At 74.9% G+C, this 19,372-nt stretch carries 2 protein-coding genes; both read right to left on the bottom strand.

Annotated features, from left to right (window positions below; all coding sequences use genetic code 11):
• Window positions 1–5,214, bottom strand: a 5,214-nt coding sequence (locus IG74_RS0102700; protein ID WP_158857387.1) for a non-ribosomal peptide synthetase, incomplete at its 3' end; no start/stop codon positions are given.
• Window positions 5,211–19,286 carry an SDR family NAD(P)-dependent oxidoreductase gene (locus IG74_RS52650; protein ID WP_037824318.1) on the bottom strand — a complete coding sequence of 4,692 codons (14,076 nt, stop codon included), beginning with the start codon at window positions 19,284–19,286 and terminating at the stop codon, window positions 5,211–5,213. The genes IG74_RS0102700 and IG74_RS52650, both read right to left, overlap by 4 nt.
• Between the last annotated feature and the right edge of the window lie 86 nt (window positions 19,287–19,372).

Here is a 19,372-nt window from a genome sequence, read left to right on the forward strand (position 1 = left end):
GAAGCGGAACCAGTCGTCCGTGGACGTGAACAGCCGCACCACATTGCGGTGTTCGACGACCACACCCTTGGGCACGCCCGTCGAGCCCGACGTGTAGATCACGTACGCCATGGCGGACGGCGTGAGGTCCGGCACCGACAGGTCGTCGGCGGCGCGGGCCGCCCACTGGTCGGCGTCCGCGCGCACGTCCACGACGGGGATGGCGGGGACGGCGAGGCCCTCGGGCAGCGCGCCGTCCGTGACCAGGACGCGGGGTGCGCTGTCCGTCAGGATGTGCGCGAGCCGGTCCGCGGGGGACGCCGGGTCCACGGGCACGTACGCGCCGCCCGCCTTGAGCACCGCGAGCACGGCCACCACGAGGTGTTCGCTGCGCGGCAGGCACAGGGCGACGAGGACGTCCGGGCCCACGCCCAGACCGCGCAGATGCCGGGCGAGACGGTTCGCCCGCGCGTTCAGCTCCCCGTACGACAGACGACGGTCCTCGAACTCCACCGCCACCGCGTCCGGCCTGGAGGTTTCCAGGTAGCCGATGACCAGCTCGGCGTCCTGGGCCCGGTCGATCTGCGCGTCGAGCGAGAAGGAGTGCCCGAGGTCGTCGACGGACAGGGCGATGGGGTAGTTGCTGCGCTCGATGACGCCCGCGAGGGACTTGACGCCCGCGCGCTCCAGCTCGCTGTCGTCGATGCGGTCGTCGGACTCCAGGTGCCGGTAGTTCAGGATCGCGTTGAACAGCGGCGTCTCCGGCGGTACGGCGCTGTGGCCGTGGGCGACGGCGAGCGGGGTCTGCTCGTGGCGCACCAGGTCGCGCAGGGTCCGGTCGGTGGCGCTCACCAGGTCGCGCACGCTCACCCCGGTCAGGTCGACGCGCACGGGGAGGGTGTTGATGAAGTTGCCGAGCATGCGCTCGATGCCGCGCGGGCCCTGGAGGCGGCCCGACATGACGGTGCCGAAGACCACGTCGTCGCGGCCCGCGCAGGCCGCCACGACCAGGGCCCAGCCCGCGTGGAAGAGCGTGGCCGGGCTGATCCGCAGGTCCTTCGCGCAGGCCCGGATCCGCTCGCCGAGGCGGGCGGCCAGCGGGCGGCGCAGGTCCAGGACGCTGCGGCCGTCGCCGTGGACATCCTGGAGCCCGAACATCACGGTGGGCTCGGTGACGTCGCCGAGCCGGTCCCGGAAGTAGTCCGCCGGGTCGAGCTCGCGCGCGCGGTGCTGCACGTGGGCGATGAAGTCGCGGTACGGAGCGGGCGGGGCCAGCTCCCCCGCGCGGCCCGTCATATGGGCGACGACCTCGCGGAACAGCAGGCCCAGCGAGGTCGCGTCGTCGATGACGTGGTGCAGGTTGAGCGCGGCGTACCAGGTGGCGGTGGAGGGCTGCCGGGTGGCGCGCAGCCGGATCAGCGGGGCGCGGTCAAGGCGCATCGCCTGCGGCCGGGCCAGGAGTTCGCGGATCTCGCCCTCGGCGTCGCGGCCCGCGGGCACCTCGAACTCCTCCAGGTCGAGCTCCGCGCGGCGCACCACGACCTGGACGGGCCGGGACAGGCCCTGGGTGAGGATCGCCGTGCGCAGCGCGTCGTGCCGGGCGACGGCCGCGCGCAGGGCGCGCACGAAGCCGTCCAGGTGGGACCTGCTCTCGAAGGAGAACACGCCGGAGAGCACGTACGGGTCGCGGCCGCTCTCCTTGAGGTGGTGGAAGAGCATGCCTTCCTGGAGGGCCGCCAGCGGGTACACGTCCTGGACGTTGGGCGCGCCGCCGGGCACGGCGGCGACGACCGCCGCCAGCTCGTCCTCGGTCAGGGAGACCAGGGGCAGCATGTCCGGGGTGAGCCGGTCGCAGTCCTCGGGGATGCCGTTCGGCGGGACGGTGAACGCCGTCCGCGCCGGGGCGGCGTCCGCCGCGTCCCGCGCGCCGGGGTCCGCCTTGGCGTGCGCCGCGTCGATCGCGGCGGCCAGGTCGGCGAGCGTGGCGGCGGCGAACACGCTGTGCAGCTCGCAGTCGAGCCCCGCGTCGTGCAGGCGCGCGGTCAGCTTCGGGATGAGCAGCGAGTGCCCGCCGAGGGCGAAGAAGTTGTCGTGGACGCCGATGCGCTCCTCGTCGAAGCCGAGCAGGCCCGCGCAGACCGCGAGCAGGGTCCGCTCGGTGGGCGTGCGCGGGGCGACGCGGTCACCGGCCACGGCGTACGCGTCGGCGTCGGGGGCCGGGAGCGCCTTCCGGTCGAGCTTGCCGTTGGCGGTCAGCGGCAGGGCGTCGAGGCGGACCAGGGCGCCCGGGACCATGTACTCGGGCAGCGACTGCCCGAGGTGGCGCACCAGGGTGTCGTGGAACTCCCCCGTGTGCGCCTCGTCGAGGACGACGTAGCCGACGAGCCGCGGGCTGCCGGGGCTGTCCTCGCGGGCGAGGACGGCGCAGGCCCGCACGGCGGGGTGGCGGGCGAGGCGGTCCTCGATCTCGTCGAGCTCGATGCGGAAGCCGCGCAGCTTGACCTGGTTGTCGATGCGGCCGAGGTACTCCAGGGTGCCGTCGGGCAGCCGGCGGACGAGGTCGCCCGTGCGGTACATGCGGGCGTCCGGGTCCGCGGCGAACGGGTTCGGGACGAAGCGCTCGCGCGTCAGAGCGGGGTTGTTGAGGTAGCCGCGGGCCAGGCCGACGCCTGCGATGTGCAGCTCGCCCGCGCAGCCCACGGCCTGCAGCCGGCCCAGGTCGTCCAGGACGTGCAGCTGGATGTTCTGGATCGGGCGGCCGATCGGCACCGCGCGCGCCGTGGTGTCGGGCGGGCAGGCCCAGTGGGTGACGTCGATGGCGGCCTCGGTGGGGCCGTACAGGTTGTGCAGACGGGCGCGGTGCTGGGCGTAGTGCCGCGCGGGCAGCTCCGGCGGCAGGGCCTCGCCGCTGCAGAAGACCTGGCGCAGCGAGGTGCAGCGCGCCCAGCCCTCGTGGTCGAGCATGAGGCGCAGCATGGGCGGCACGAAGTGCGCGGTGGTGACCTCGGCGGCGCGGATGAGCGACACCAGGTACGCGGGGTCCTTGTGGCCGCCCGGCGCGGCGACGACCAGGCGCGCGCCCGTGATCAGCGGCCAGACGAACTCCCACACGGAGACGTCGAAGCTGAACGGCGTCTTCTGGAGCACGACGTCGTCGGGGGTCAGCGCGTACTCGTTCTGCATCCACTCGACGCGGTTGACGGCAGCGCGGTGCTCGACCATGACGCCCTTGGGGCGGCCGGTGGAGCCTGAGGTGTAGATGACGTACGCGAGGTCGCCGGGGGCGATCCGGGCGGGGGCTGCCGGGTCCTGGGCGCGCGGGGCGCCGTCGGGGACCGGCCGTCCTTCGGTGTCCAGGCGGAGCACCGTGCGCGCCCCGGCCAGGGCGGAGACGTCGGAGGCGGACTGGGCGAGGACGAGGGCGGCGCCCGAGTCCTCGATCATGTACTGGATGCGTTCGGCCGGGTAGTCCGGCTCGAGCGGGAGGTAGGCGCCGCCCGCCTTCATGACCGCCCACAGGGCGATCACCATCTCCATGGAGCGTTCCATGGAGATGCCGACGACGGTGTCCGCGGTGACGCCGCGGCGGCGCAGCTCGGCGGCCAGGGCGTCGGTGCGCTCGGCGAGTTCGGCGTACGTCAGGGAGCGCTCGCCGTACACGAGGGCGGTGCGGTCGCCGTGGCGGGCGACGGCGTCGGCGAGCAGGTCGGGCAGGCTGCGCTCGGCGGAGAAGGGCCGGGTGGTGTCGTTCCACGCGTCGAAGCGGCGCAGCTCGTCGTCCGACAGGTGCGAGGCCTCGGAAAGCAGCTGCTCCGGGGCGTCGACGAGGGCGCTCAGGAGGGTCTCGTAGTGGCCGAGGAAGCGCTCGACGTCCGCCGCGTCGAAGCGCGCGGCGTCGTACTTGAGGTGCAGCATGTAGGCGTCGGCGGCGTGCTCGACGACCTCCAGGTGGAGCTTGAACTCCCCCTCCTGGGATATCTCCTCCACGAACCGCAGCGAGCGGGCCAGGTCGAGGCCGAGCACGTCGCCGTCCGTGACGTGCATCATGCGCTGGTTCTGGAAGACGTACGACACCTGGAAGACCGGGGAGGTGTCGGGGTCCGTGCGCAGGTTCAGGTCCTGCACCATGCGCGGGAACGGGTACGCGGCGTGGTCGAGGCCGTCGGCCATGACGAGCGTCAGGTCGCGCACGAAGTCCGTGAACGGCACGTCGCCGCGCACGCCGTGGCGCACGGGCAGCATGTTCACGAAGTAGCCGACCGCGTCGTCGTAGGTCGCGTCCGGCCGGCCCAGGGAGGGCACGCCGACAATGAGGTCGCGCTCGCCGCTGTAGCGGTGCAGGAGCAGTTCGTACACGGCGAGGAAGAGCACCGCGGGCTTGGCGCCGCGGGCCGCGCACAGGTCGCGCACGCGGGCGGCGAGGGCCGGGGGCAGCGGCAGGGCGACGGTCTCGCCCACCACGGCGGCGCCGGGCGCGGGGGCGCGCTCGATGCCGAGGCTGAGGACCGGCAGGTCGCCCGCCAGGGTGTCCTGCCAGAAGGCGCGGTGGCGGGCGCCTTCGGGGCCCGCGAGGAAGTCCGCCTCCCAGCGCACGAACGCGTCGTAGGCGTCGTGCCGCGCGGCCGCGGGCTCGGGCGTGCCGCCCTGGAGCAGGGTGTCGTACGTGCGGAGCAGGTCGCGCAGCAGGACGGGGGTCGAGGCGCCGTCGAACACCAGGTGGTGCAGGACGAGCAGCACGAGGGTCTGCGGCGCCTCGGCCGTGCCCGCCGTGTACACGACGGCCCGGGCCGGTCCCTCCTCGTGCAGGTCGAAGGGCGCCTTGGCCTGCTCGCGCGCCAGGGCGAGCAGGACGTCGTCGGGCAGCCCCTGCGGCACGGTCTGGTGCCGGAAGGGCGCGTCGCCGCCGTCGGGGCGCCGCACCAGGTACGGGGTGCCCTCGTCCTCGACGACCACGCTGTGCAGCAGCGCGTGCCGGGACGTCACCTGCCGGAAGGCCTCCTCGAAGACCGCGACGTCGAACGGCGCCGACGTGCGGAAGCAGACGGGGACGTTGTACACGTCCGACGCGGGCCGCAGCTTGTGGAGCAGCCACAGCCCCTTCTGGCCCTCGGAGAGGGCACGCCGGTCCGTGACGCCCGCCTGCGCGGAGTCCTGGAGTCGTTCGTAGAACGCGAGCACGTCCTCGGCGGTGTAGAGGCCCGCCTTGAAGCCCGCCAGAATCTGATCCTCGTTCACGCGCCCGGTGCTTCCTTCATGAGTGACTTGAGTTCTTCGAGTCCGACGTGGCCCTGGCGGAACTGCTCCAGGGCCTTGGCCCGTGCTTCGCGTACGTCCGGTGCTTCGGGTGGCTGCGGGGTTCCGCGCTTCGCGGCGAGCCGGTCCGCGATGCGCTCCAGGGTGGTGAGTTCGACGATCTCCCGGGTGGTGAGGGTGAGACCGAGGTCGGTCTCCACCGCGCGCCGCAGGCGCACCCACAGGACGGAGTCGGCGCCCAGGCTGTGCAGGTCCTTGTCCAGCGGGAGTTCGCCGGGGCCGAAGCCGAGGGCGTCGCTGAAGTAGTCCGCGAGGTAGCGCAGGATGTCGTCGCCGCGCCCGGCGCCGTCGGGTTCGGCGACGGGGTCGGGGTGCTGGTCGGTGTGCGGGGTGGCCGCGTCGGGTGCGGGAGCCGCCGCGAGCGTGCCCGTGGCCGCCGTGGAGATGTCTGTGGCCGCCGCGGGGGTGTCTGTGGCCGCCGTCGGCGTACCCGTGTGCCCCACCCAGTACCGCTTGCGCCGGAACGCCGTCGTCGGCAGCGGTACGAGTCGGCGCCCCTGCCCGGTGTGCAGTGCGCGCCAGGGGATCCGGCCGCCGCGCACCCACAGCTCGGCGAGCCGGTCGAGTTCGCCGTCGGTCACGAGCGCGCGGACGAACGCCTCGCCGTGGCCGCCCGCGAGCAGGTCGCCCAGGGTGGCGCCCCCCGCCTCCGCGTCGCCCCGGTACAGCGGGCCGTACGGGGGCCGGTCCGCCAGGAAATCGGCGAGCGTGCGCAGCAGGCCCGCGCGGGAGTCCGTGACGAACGCCAGGCGCTCGGCCTGCGCTTCCCTGCCCACGCGCAGCGTGTGGGCGACGTCGGCGAGCCAGGCGGCGGCGTCCGCGCCCGGTGCGTCGCTCCGCTCGACGAAGTCGTGCAGGAGGCGGGCCGCGGTGCGCAGCCGCTCGGGGTCACCGGCGGACAGCAGGATCAGCTCAGGCCGCGTCGGCTGCGGCCGGTTGGCCTCCGGGCGCTCGGGCTCCGGCGCCTCCTCCACGACGAGGCTGACGTGGCTGCCGCCCGCTCCGACGGAGTTGAGCAGCGCGCGCCGGGGCGTGCCGGGGCGCGGCTCCCAGGGCGTCAGCGTCTCGCACAGCCGCAACGGACCCTCGTCCAGGCGGAGTTCGGGGTTGGGCGTGCCGACCGCGGTGCGGGGCGCCAGCTCCCGGTGGCGGAGCTGGAGGATGACCTTGGTGAGCTGGGCGATGCCGGACGCGGCCTCGGGGTGGCCCAGGTTGGACTTCACCGAGCCGAGCGCGATCGGCTCGGTGACGTCGCCGAAGACCTCGCGGAGCGCGCCCGCCTCGACGGCGTCGCCGAGCGCGGACCCGTTGGCCGCGGCCTCCACGTAGCCGATCGACGCGGGCTCGCAGCCCGCCTTCTCCAGGGCCCTGCGGGCCACGTTCACCTGCGTCCTGCGGCTCGGGGCCATGAACTGGCCCGCGCGGCCGCCGTGCAGCGAGGCGCTGCCCTTGATGACGGCGAGGACGGTGTCGCCGTCCCTGCGGGCGGCGGCCAGCGGCTTGAGCAGGACGGCGCCCACCGCCTCGGCGGGCAGATAGCCGTCGCCGTCGCGGAAGCTGCGGCTGCCGCGGTGGCTGCCGAGCAGGCCCGCCCGGGACAGCGCCCGGTACTTGTCCGGGTGGACGGTCAGGTTCACCCCGCCCGCGATGGCCAGCTCGCTGTCGCCGCTCAGCAGATCGGCGCAGGCCAGGTGAATGGCCGCCGCCGAGGACGCGCACATGCCGTCCACGGCGAGGCTCGGGCCCTCCAGGCCGAAGTAGTGCGAGACGCGGTTGGCGATGAGGTTGTACGACGCCGCCGACGTCAGGGCGGAGCGCACCACGTCGGCGGTGTCGGCCCGGTACATCTGGTACATCGCGCCGACGTACACTCCGACCCGGCGGCCGTACGTGCGCTCGACGGCCTCCTGGGTGACGCCGCTCTGTTCCAGGAGCTGCCACACCGTCTCCAGGAACAGCCGCTGCTGCGGGTCCATGGTCTCGGCCTCGCGCGGCGAGATGCCGAAGTGCAGCGGGTCGAACTGGTCGACGCCGTCGAGGAAGCCGCCCCACTTGCCGTAGCTCTTGCCGACCGCGTCACGGTCGGGGTCGAACACCGCGTCGTGGTCCCAGCGGTCGGCGGGGACCTCGGTGACGCAGTCGGCGCCGGAGCGCAGCAGGCCCCACAGGGCGTCGGGGTCGGCGGCGCCCGGGTAGCGCCCGGCGAGGCCGATGATGGCGACGCCCTCGTCGCGCGGGTCCCGTGCGGACGGGACCGAAACGGTCGGGACCGCGACGGACGGGATCGCGACGGGCGGGATCGCGACGGGCGGGATCGAAGCGGACGGTACCGGGGCGGACGGTACCGGGGCGGGCTGCGCCTCCTCGCGCTGGGCCTTCGCGGGCTCGGCGGCGAGCGGGGCCGGTGCGGGCTCCGGTGCGGGCACCGCGGCGACCGTCTCGCCGAACAGCGCGCGCAGCGCGTCACCGTGCTCGGCGACGAAGTACTCGGCGAGCTCGCGGACCGTCTGCACCTCGAAGAACAGGGTCTTGGGCAGGGAGCCGAAGTCCGTCTCCAGCTGGGCGATCAGGTTCATCGCCACGACGGAGTCCATGCCGTAGCGCTCGAGGGGCACCTCCGCGTCGAGCCGGTCGGCGCCGAGTTTGAGGCCCGCCGCCAGGTGCGCGCGCAGGTGGCGGCGGGTGCGGTCGAGCAGGGCCCGGTCGCCGCCCGCCGCCCCGGCGGGGGACGTCGGCGCGGTGGCGGGAGGCGTCGGCGCGGCGGCCCGCTCCTCGGCACCGGCGCGCGGCTCGGCCGCCGGTGCCCGCCCGGGTCGCGCGGTCAGCCGCGGCAGGACCGCGTCGCGCCGCCCGGCGACGACCAGGAGCTGACCGTCCGCGAGGCCGGTGCGGCGTGCGGCGACGCCGGTGCGCAGGGCGCGCAGACCGCTCTCGGTGTCCAGCGGGACGAGGTCCATCCGCCGCAGCCGGTCCGCGACGGCTGCGTCCCCGCCCATGCCGCCCTCGGCCCACAGGGGCCAGTTCAGGGACAGGGTCAGGCCGTGGCGCGCTCCGGCGGCCGCGAGGCGGCCCCGGTGGGCGGCGTAGGCGTCCATGAAGGCGTTGCCCGCCGCGTAGTCGGCCTGGCCCGCGTTGCCCAGGGCACCGGTCGTCGACGAGTAGCACAGGAACAGCTCAAGCGGCTGGTCCCGGGTCAGCTCGTCCAGGTGGACGAGACCCGCGACCTTCGGCGCGAGGACGCGCGCGAATTCCTCGGGCGCCTTGTTCACGACGAAGTTGTCGCGCAGCACGCCCGCGGCGTGCACGACGCCGGTCAGCGGCCCGTGCGTCCGCGCGATGTGCGCCACCAGGCGTTCCACGTCGGCGCGGTCGGTGACGTCGGTGCGCTGGTGGTCCACGGTCAGGCCCGCGGCCCGCAGGCCGTCGAGCGCCTCCCGCTGCGCGTCGTCGAGCGCCGAGCGCCCGGTCAGTACGACGGTGGCGCCCGCGGCGGCCGACGCGATGTCCCGGGCCGTGACGAGGCCGAGGGCCCCGGTGCCGCCCGTGATGAGGTACACGCCGCCCGCGCGCCACGGGGCGGCGCCCGCGTCCGGCGCCGGAGCCAGCTCCGTGAGCCGCCTGACCTCGCGGCGGCCCGCGCGGTAGCGGACTTCGGGCGCCGTCTCGGGGGCCGTCTCCGCGCGCAGCCGCTCGGCGACGAGGGCGGGCGCGGCGCCGTCGAGACAGTCCACGAGCTGGGTGCGCAGCCTCGGGTTCTCCAGGGCCACGGTCCGCAGCAGACCGCTCAGACCGCCGAACACGGTCCGGCCCGCCGCCTCCTGGCCGCGGTCGCCGACGAGCACGACCTGGAGCAGCGCGCCGCCGCGCACGCCATCCGTCAGGAGGGCGCGCGCCCGGGCGAACACGTGCCGTGCCGCCGTCAGGTACGCGGTGTCCAGGGGGGCGTCGGCGGCCAGGGCCACGGTCTCGTGGTGCACCGCGCCCGGCAGCACCGCCGTCAGGGCCGTGGTCAGCGCGGGCTCCTCGCCCGGCGCGAACCGGCCGACGAGGATGACGTGCCGCTCGGCCGCGGGCGTGGCCGTCGCGTCTGCGGGCTCCTCGGCCTCCCACACGGGGTGCGTCAGGAGGACGTGGTCCGGCGTGGCGGGCTCGCAGCCCGTCACCGTCTCCAGGTCGAGCCAGTGGCGCTCGCGGGCGAAGGGGTAGCCGGGCAGGCTCAGCCGGCGCGGGCGTGCCGTGCCGTCCGCCGCGTACAGCAGGTCCCAGTCGACGGCTTCGCCGCGCGCCCAGCGGGCCGCGCACTCCTGGGGTCCGGTGGCTTCGCCGTCCGCCGCGGCCGGGGCCCGGTCGGCCCTGACCCGGTCGCGTACCCAGTCGCCCGGGGCGGCGGGGTCGGCCAGGAACGCGTCGAGGGTGCGCCGGAGGGACTCCAGGGAGTCCGCGGTGAAGGCGAGGCGCTCCTCAAGGGCGGTGCGGCCGGTCTGGAGCGTCCAGCCGAGCGCGGCGAGGTCGTCCTCGGTGAGGCCGTCCGCGCGGGCCCGCAACCGCCGTGCGGCTTCGAGCAGTTGGTCCTCGGTCGCGGCCGACAGGGGTACGGCGACGGGGCGCGTCCGGGGGGTGGCGGGGGCGTCATCGGGCTCGTACGCGGCCAGGACCACGTGCGCGTTGGCGCCGCCCGCACCGAAGCTGGAGACGCCCGCGACGCGCGGCCCGTGCCACGGCGCGAGGTCGCGCTGCACGGTGAACGGCGTCCCGTCGAAGTCCAGATGGGGGTTGAGGGTGCTCGCGTGCAGGCTGGGCACCAGCTCGCCGTGGCGCATCTGGAGCAGCACCTTGGTGACGCCCGCGATGCCCGCGGCGCTCTCGCAGTGGCCGATGTTGGACTTGACCGAGCCGATCGCGCAGGTCGGCGCGGTCGCCCCGGTCGTCCGCCCGAACGCCTTGACCAGGCCGGTCAGTTCGATGGGGTCGCCGAGGGAGGTGCCGGTGCCGTGCGCCTCCAGGTAGCTCATCTCGTGCGGCGCGACCCCGGCACGGGCGAGCGCGCGGGTGATGACGTCGCCCTGGGCCGCCGGGTTGGGCACCGAGAAGCCGTGGGTCCTGCCGCCGTGGTTGAGGGCGGTGCCCTTGATGACCGCGTGGATCTGGTCGCCGTCGGCGACGGCCCGGTCCAGGGGCTTGAGCAGGACGGCGCCGACGCCCTCGCCGGGCACGTAGCCGTCGCCGCCCTCGCCGAAGCTGCGGCAGCGGCCGTCGCTTGAGGTGAACTTGCCCTGGCTCAGCATCACGTACTTGTTCGGGTGGACGCTGACGTTGACGCCGCCCGCGACGGCCGCCTCGCACTGACCGCTCCTGATCGCCTCGCAGGCGAGGTGGATCGCGGTCAGCGAGGAGGAGCACATGGTGTCCACGGCCATGCTCGGGCCGTGGAAGTCGTAGAAGTACGAGATCCGGTTGGCGATGGACGACGGGCTGCCGGAGAGCGCCACGCGGTGGCCACGCGCCTGCGCCTGGGCGCCGTGGAGCTGGTACTCCTCGTACATCACGCCGACGAACACGCCGACCTTGCCGGTGGCGACGAGGCCCGCATCAGTGTCGCGCCGTCCGGCGGACTGCCGGGACAGGGTCTCGCCGGTGTACCCGGCGTCCTCCAGGGTGTGGTGGACGCACTCCAGGAACAGCCGCTCCTGGGGGTCGAGGAACTCCGCCTCGCGCGGCGAGATGCGGAAGAACAGCGGGTCGAAGCGGTCGACGCCGTCGAGGAACCCGCCCCACCGGGACGTGCCCTCGTGGTCGCGGGGGTCCCAGCGGTCCGCCGGGACCTCGGTGACGCAGTCGCGGCCGGAACGCAGGTTCCGCCAGAACTCGTCGAGGTTCTCCGCCAGCGGGTAGCGGCCGCTCACGCCGACGATCGCGATGTCGGTGACGTGGCCCGTGTCCGGCCGCGCGAGGGCGGTCCCCGCCGGAGACTGGGCCGGGGCCTGCGTGTCGGCCTCCTGAGCCTCCGGGGCCTGGCCGCCGAGGGCGGCGCGCAGCCGCTGCGGGTACGCCTCTGCGAAGTGCTCGCTCAGCGCCCGGATGGTGCGGACCTCGAAGAACAGCGTCTTCGACAGCTCCCCGAAGGTGCCCTCCAGGTGGTGCGTGAGCTCCATCGCCATCATGGAGTCCATGCCGTAGAACTCCAACGGCGTGTCCACGTCGAGGCGTTCGGCGGCGACTTCGAGCGCGGTGGCGAGCTGGTCGCGCAGGTACGGCAGCGCGCGCTCGGCGAGAGGGGCGAGCGGGGTGCCGACGGCCGGTGCGGCGGGGCGCGCGGTCGGCTCGGTGGCCTTCGGGGCCGCATCGGCGGGCAGCACCCGTGCGAGCAGCCCTGTCAGCTCCGCGCACACCCGTCCCTCGGCGTCGAGGAGGGTGATGTCCAGCTTCGCGGACGTGTCGCCGGGGCGGCTGCCGTCCTGGTACCGGATCCAGGCGTACGCCGTCGCCGGGGTGGCGGCCAGGACGTCCGCTTCCTGGAGGGCGAAGGGCAGCGCGGGCCGTGCGGGGGCCGCGCCGTCGCCGCCGCCGAGTCCGAGGCCGATGGTGGCCTGGAGGGCGCCGTCGAGGATGCTCGGGTGCAGTCCGTAGGCGTCGGTGGCCTCCGCCGCCCGGGGCAGGCGCAGTTCGGCGAGCGCCTGGGGGCGCCCCGCGGTGTCGGTGCCGACGGCGAGGGCGGTGAGCGAGCGCTGCGCCGGGCCGTACTCCATGCCCACGCGGTCGTACAGGCCGTAGACGTCGGCGGCGGTGAAGGCGGCGTCGGCGCAGGCGGCGCGCAGGTCCGCGAGCGGGAGCGCCGGGCGCTCGGCGGGCGCGTCGGCCAGGCGGGCGCGGCCCTGGCTCGACAGCGTCCGCTCGCCGTCGGGGCCGACGGTGTGGAGCGTGTACGCGTAGGCGTCCGTGCCCGTCGGCTTCAGGTCGAGGCGCACGTCGAGGCCGTCGTCCGTGGCGCAGGCGGCGGGCCGCAGCCACACCACGTCGCTCAGCCGGACGCGGCCCGCCGTTCCCGCGGTGCGGGCGACGGCGGCGCGGGCCATCTCCAGGTGCGCGGCGCCGGGCAGGACGCGCAGGCCGCGTACCTGATGGTCCTTCAGGAAGGGTTCGGCGCCGTCGAAGACGGTGTGGTACGCCGACAGGGTGCCGTCCACCGGCTGGTGCAGCATCGGGTGCGCGTCGGGCGCGGTGTCCGGCCGCGCGGCCGCGGGCCCTGCGGTGGGCGCGGTGGCGCGCCCCGCCCAGTAGCGCTCCTCGGCGAACGGGTACGTCGGCAGGCCGATCCGCACGGGCCGGGCCCCCGGCGCGTACAGGCTCCGCCAGTCCAGTGGGTGACCGGTCACCCACCGGGCGAGGGCTTCGTCGTACTCCCCCGCCACGAGGGGGTGCCCGGTGTCCTGCGCGGCGCCGGTCCTGCGGGACACCGTGCCGCGGTGCCAGCCGTCGTGGGCGCCGGGGTCGGCCACGAACGACGTCAGCCTGCGCTCCAGGTCGGCGAGCGAGGTGACCCGGGTCGCGAGCCGCTCCTCCATCGCGTCGCGGCCCACCTGGAGCGTGAACGCGAGGTCGGCGAGGCGTGCCTCGTGCCCGGCCCTGAGGTGGTCGCGCAGCGCCCGGGCCCGCGCGACGAGCTGCTCCTCGGTGCGCGCGGACAGGGGGATCAGCGCCGCGGCCGGTGCGGGTGCCCCGGCCCGGGGCGCGGTGCCCGTGTGCGCGTCGGCGTGCGTTTCCATGGCCGCGTGTCCCCCGTGGTCCTCGTCGTGCTCATCGTGCTCGTCGACGTATTCCTCGATGACGACGTGCGCGTTGACGCCGCCGAAGCCGAAGGAGCTGACGCCCGCCCGGCGCGGGAGCGTCCGGCCGTCGGCGGCGCGCGGCCGCTGCCACGGCTGCCGCTCGCGGACGACCTCGAACGGGCTGTCCGTGAAGTCCAGATACGGGTTGAGGTCCGCGCAGTGCAGGCTCTCGACCAGGGTGGCGTGGCGCATCTGGAGCAGCACCTTGATGACTCCGGCCACGCCCGCTGCCAGTTCCAGGTGGCCGATGTTGCTCTTGACCGAGCCGAGGCCGCAGCGGGCCGGTGCGTCGAGACGGCCGGGCGCGTCGGCCGTCTCCGCGTACAGCTCGCCGAAGGCGCTCTTGAGGCCGTTCAGCTCGACGGGGTCGCCGAGTTCGGTGCCGGTGCCGTGCGCCTCGACGTAGGTGACGGTGCGCGGGTCGACGCCCGCGTCGCGGTAGGCGCTCTTGAGGAGGTCGGCCTGGGCGCGCGGGTTGGGCGCGGTGAGCGAGTGGGCGCGGCCCCCGTGGTTGACGGCGCTGCCGCGGATGACGCCGAGGATCCGGTCGCCGTCGCGCCGGGCGTGGCGCAGCGGCTTGAGGAGCAGGACGCCGACGCCCTCGCCGCGCACGTACCCGTTGGCCCGTGCGGAGAACGTCTTGCAGCGGCCGTCCTCGCACAGCATGCCCGCGCGGCTGTAGCCGATGTGCAGGTCGGGGCTGACGATGGTGTTGACGCCGCCGACGAGCGCAAGGCCGCTGCGGCCGGAGCGGAGCAGCTCGACCCCGCGGTGCAGGGCGACGAGCGAGCTCGAACAGGCCGTCTCCACGGGCTCGCTGGGGCCGTGCAGGTCGAGCAGGTAGCTGACGCGGTTGGGGCCCACGGAGCCGGAGACGCCGGTCGCGGCATACCCGTCCTCGCCGGCCCGCTCCCCCATGACGAGGCTGCCGTAGCCGCTCGGCGCGGTGCCGATCAGGACGGCGGTGTCGCTTCCCGCCAGGCCGGAGGGTGCGTACCCGGCGTCTTCGAGGGCCTGCCAGGCGTGGGTGAGCAGCAGCCGCTGCTGCGGGTCCATGGTGCGGGCCTCGCGGGGCGAGATGCCGAAGAACAGCGGGTCGAACGTGTCGACGCCGTCGAGGAACCCGCCCCAGCGCACGGGCTTCTTGCCGCGCGGGACGTCCGGGTCCTCAGCCAGGGCGCGCCAGTCCCAGCGGTCCCCGGGGATCTCCGTGATGCAGTCCTTGCCCGCGTACAGGTTGTCCCAGAAGGCGGACAGGTCGGGTGCCTGCGGGAAGCTGCCGCTCATGCCGATGACGGCGATGGGCTCGGCGGAGAGGCCCGCCTCGACCGGGGCGTGCCCCAACGGCTCTTCCTGGTACGGGACTTCGGCGGCCGGGACCGTCGGCGCGGGGGCCGTCTCCGCCAGGTGTGCCGCCACGCTGTCCACGGTCCGGTGCTCGAAGAACACCGTGGGCGCCAGCCGCACGCCGAACCGGTCGCCGAGACGGCCGGCGAGCTCGGTCAGGCTGATGGAGTCGAAGCCGTACTCGCCGAACTCCCCGTCGCCCTCGATCTCATCGGCGGGGACCTTCAGCTGTCCGGACACCTCGGCGATCACGGCCTGTCGGATCGCGTCCAGGCCGGGCGCGACGACTGCGGCGACCGGGGCGGGCCGCGTCGGCTCCGTGGCGGGCAGGGGCTCGGCGGGCGTCGCGGGCGCGTGCTCGGCGATGTGGGTCGCGAGCGCGCCCACGGTGGTGTGCTCGAAGAACACGGTGGGCGCCAGGCTCAGCCCGTGGGCGTCGTTCAGGCGCTGCACGAGCTCGGTCAGGCTGATGGAGTCGAAGCCGTACTCGCCGAACTTCCCGTCCCCGTCGATCTCATCGGCGGGGACCTTGAGCTGCTCGGAGACGGCGGCGGCCAGCGTGCGCTCCCACTCCTGGCGGCTGGGGCGCGCGTCCGTGACCGGGGCCGGGGCGGGCGTCGGCAGCGGCTGCCGCTCCGTGGTGATGTGCGCGGCCAGGCGGTCGAGCAGCCGCTCGCGGTCGCCGCAGAGCAGGAGGGTGTGCCGGGCGCCGCCCGCGACGGCTGCGGTCAGGGCCCGCAGTCCTTCGCCGGTGGGCAGGGGCGTCACGCCGATCCCGCGCAGCCGCTCCAGGGACGCGCCGTCGAGCCGCATGCCGCCGTCGGCCCACAGGGGCCAGCCGACGGACACGGCGCGGCCGGACCTGAGGCCGCGCGCGGCGAGGTCGGCGCGGTACTCCATGTAGGCGTCGAGGAACGCGTTGGCCGCGGCGTAGTCGCCCTGGCCCGCGCTGCCGAGCGCGGCCGCCGTGGAGGAGAAGACGACCAGGTGGTCGAGCGGCTGGTCGGCGGTGGCCTCGTCGAGGTTGACCAGGCCGGTGGTCTTGGGGGCGAGGACGGCGGCCAGGTCCCCGTCCTTCTTGGTGGCGAGGTAGCCGTCGCGGAGCACTCCGGCGCAGTGCACGACGCCGTGCAGCGCGCCGTGGCGGGAGACGACGTCCGCGACGAGCGCGTCGACGGCCCGCCGGTCGGTGACGTCCGTCTGCCGGTACTCGACGGTGACGCCCGGCGTGGCGAGGGCGGCGAGGCGCGGCCGCGCGGCCTCGGGGGCGGAGCGTCCGACGAGGACGACCGTGCCGGTGCGCAGGGTGCGGGACAGCTCCCCGGCGACGTGCAGGCCGAGGCCGCCGGTGCCGCCGGTGATCAGGTGCACGCCGCCGTCGCGCCACGGCGACGCGGCGGCCCGGTGCGCGGGCCGCGCCTCGACCTCGGTGAGCCGCCGGGCGTACCGCAGGCCGCCCTGCTGGCGGACGTGCTGTTCGGCGTGGGCGCGGGCGCCCGCCCCGACGGCTTCGGCGAGCGCGGCCACGGACCGGTCGTCGGCGGCGTCGAAGGGGTCGAGGTGCTCCAGGAGCTGGGCCCGCAGCCACGGGTGTTCGAGGGCGGCCGTGCGCAGCAGCCCGGTCACTCCGGTCAGCACCCGCGCGGCCGGGGCGCCGTGCCCCAGGACGACGATCTGCGCGAGGCCGCCGTCCGGCAGGTCACCGGCGGCGATCCGGGTGCGCAGCTCGCCCAGGACGTCCCGGGTCAGACGGGCGTACGCGGCGTCCAGCGGACGGTCCGCGGCCACCTCGGACGTGTGCAGCACCACGGTGCGGGGCAGCCGGGTGCGCAGCGCGCGCCCCGCCGCGTCGGCGCCGGGGCCGACGAGCCACACGGCCCAGTCGTCCGGTTCGGCGTCGGGGGCGGCGGGCGGCGTGGGCAGCGGTGTCCAGCACGGCTCCAGGGCCAGCAGGTCGACCGGGCCTTCCGGCTTCTCGGCGGCGCCCTCAGCCCTGTCCTCAGCGTCGTCCTCCGTGGCAGGCTCGTCGGACGAAGGGGCTTCGCCGGACAGCCAGTAGGAGTCCTGGGCGAACGGGTACGTGGGCAGCGAGATCCGGGCCGGGCGCCGGTCGGCTGCGAAGAGCAGCTCGAACGCGACGGCCGCGCCCCGGGCGTACTCGTCGGCGAGCGTCCGCAGCCGGTCCGGGTCCGTCAGTTCCCTGGCCTCCCGCACGTCGGGCCGCGCCGGGCGCCGGGGCTTGTGGTCACCGGCGTACGCGGACGGCGCGCTGCCGGTCTCCAGCCAGGTGCGCAGCAGCGCGGCGGCCCCTGCCGTGCTGTCGACGACGAAGGCGAGGCGGTGGCGGAAGTGCTTGCGGCCCCGCCCCAGGGTGTGGCTGACGTCGCGCAGGCTCAGGCCGGGGTGCGCTTCGAGGTGCCCGGCGAGCTGCCGCGCCTGGTCCTGGAGCTGTCCGGCCGTGCGGGCGGACAGGGCGATCAGACGGGAGCCGCCGGGGCGTTCGGCCGCAGGGGCCGCGGCGTCGGGGGCCTCGGCCAGGACGACGTGGGCGTTCGTGCCGCTGTAGCCGAAGGAGCTGACGGCGGCCAGGCGCGGCCGGTCCGCGCGCCGCCACTCGCGCGCCCGGGTGTTGACGTAGAAGGGCGTGCCGTCCAGGTCGATGTGCTCGTTGAGGCGCTCGTACTGGGCGGTCGGCGGCAGCGTCGCGTGCTCCAGGGCGAGGGTGGCCTTGAGGACGCCGGCCACTCCGGCGGCGCACGCGGTGTGGCCGATGTTGCTCTTCACCGAGCCGACGGCGCAGTGGCCGCGGCGGTCGGTGCGCGCAGTGAAGCTGTCGACGAGGCCGTCGATCTCGACGGGGTCGCCCAGGGCGGTGCCGGTGCCGTGCGCCTCGACGAGCTCGATGTCACCGGGGTCGATGCCGAACTTGTCGTACACGTGCTTCTGGAGCCGGGCCTGCGCCTCGGCGCTGGGCGCGGTGATGCCGTTGGACCTGCCGTCCTGGTTCACGCCCCAGCCCTTGATGACGGCGTGGATCCGGTCGCCGTCGGCCTGGGCGTCCGCGAGCCGCTTCAGGAGCAGGACGCCCACGCCCTCGGCCGGTACGAAGCCGTTGGCGCGCTCGTCGAAGGCGTAGCAGCGGCCGTCGGGCGACAGGGCCCGCAGCTGGCTCATGGCCACGTGCACGCCGGGGCCCGGGATGACCCAGACGCCGGCCGCGAGCGCGGTGTCGCTGTCACCGAGGCAGAGGCTGTCGCAGGCCTGGGCGATGGCCACGAGCGACGACGAGCACGAGGTATCGATGGAGAGGCAGGGGCCCTTGAGGTTCAGGGTGTAGGAGACGCGGCTGGCGAGGATGGCGCTGTTGGTGCCGAGGTTCTGGTGCGCGCTGAGCCCGGCCGCGTCGGCCGTGGCGCCGTAGCCGTTCACGGAGCAGCCGACGAAGACGCCGCACTGGGTGCCGGAGAGGTCGTCGGGGCTGTAGCCCGCCTCCTCGACGCAGCGCCAGGTCTCCTGGAGCAGGACGCGCTGCTGCGGGTCCATGGCCTCGGCCTCGCCGGGCGAGATGGAGAAGAAGAGCGGGTCGAAGCGGTCCGCGTTCTCCAGGACGCCCATCCACTTGCTGGAGGACTTCCCCGGCACGCCGGGCCGTTCGTCGTAGAACTTCTCCACGGGCCAGCGCGAGGACGGCACCTCGGATATGCAGTCGCGGCCGTCCAGGATGTTCTGCCAGAACGCGTCGACGTTCTCCGCCTGGGGGAACGCGCCGGAGATGCCGATGACGGCGATGTCCACGAGGCCGGCCCCGGGGGCGGGTGCCGGGGACGCCTGGGCAGCGGGCTGCGGCGCGGGCTCGGGCTCCGCTGCCGCGGCGGGCTCGGGCGCAGCGGCGGGCGCGGCTTCCAGGACAGGCTCGGGCTCTACGACGGGCTCGGGCTCGACGACGGCGGGCTGCGGCTCGGGCTCCGCTGCCGAGGCGGCCTCGGGCCGTGTGCCCTCCCCCGCGTCGGGGGCCACCGCGCCGTGCTCCCGCGTCAGGTACCGCGCCAGGTCGCTGATCGTCGGGTGCCCGTAGACCGTGGTCGCGGACAGCGAGAGCCGCAGGCGCGTGTTGAGGGACCGGGTCCAGGTGACGCCGGAGATCGAGTCGAGCCCCAGCTCCACGAAGGGCGCCTCGTCGTCGATGTCCGCCGCGACGAGCTCCAGCTCCTTGGCGAGACTGGCCCGCAGCCACGCGGCGAGCGCGGACTCCGCGGCGTGCGCGGATGCCGGTGCGTCCGGGCCCACGGGGGTCGCCTCAACGGGCTCGGGCTCAGCATCGCCGGGAGCCTGCACCGGTTCGTCGTCGGCGCCGCCGCCGAGCAGCTCGGCCAAGTGCCCCGCGAGCTCGTCGACCGTGGGGTGGCTGTAGACCTGGGTCGCGGAGAGCGACAGCTGGAAGTGCGTGTTCAGCTTCCGGGTCCAGGTGACACCGGTGATCGAGTCGAGGCCCAGCTCCACGAAGGGCGCCTCGTCGTCGATGTCCGCCGCGACGAGCTCCAGCTCCGCCGCGAGGCTCTCACGCAGGTGCGCGGCGATGGCCTGGCGCCCGGGCGCGGACGTGCCGCGGGCGGCAGAGGACCCAGCGGGTGTGGCACTCATCTGTTCTCCCATGGCGCCCTCGATCAGGGCGGACAACGTACGGAACGTGGGGTGACCGCAGACCTGGGCCACTGTGAGGGAAAGCCCGAGGGTTCGGTTGACCTCGTGCAGCCACTGGGCGCAGCCGAACGAATCGAGACCCAGCTCCACGAGGGACACGTCGTCACGGCTCGGAGCCACTTCGGTTCCAAGGACGACGGCCAGCGTGTCGCGCAGGTACCGATGCAGGTCGCTTTTCGCGTGGATCTTAATACGTGGCGCGGCCA

It is taken from the genome of Streptomyces sp. NRRL B-1347, from assembly GCF_000720325.1.
Classification (GTDB): Bacteria; Actinomycetota; Actinomycetes; order Streptomycetales; family Streptomycetaceae; genus Streptomyces.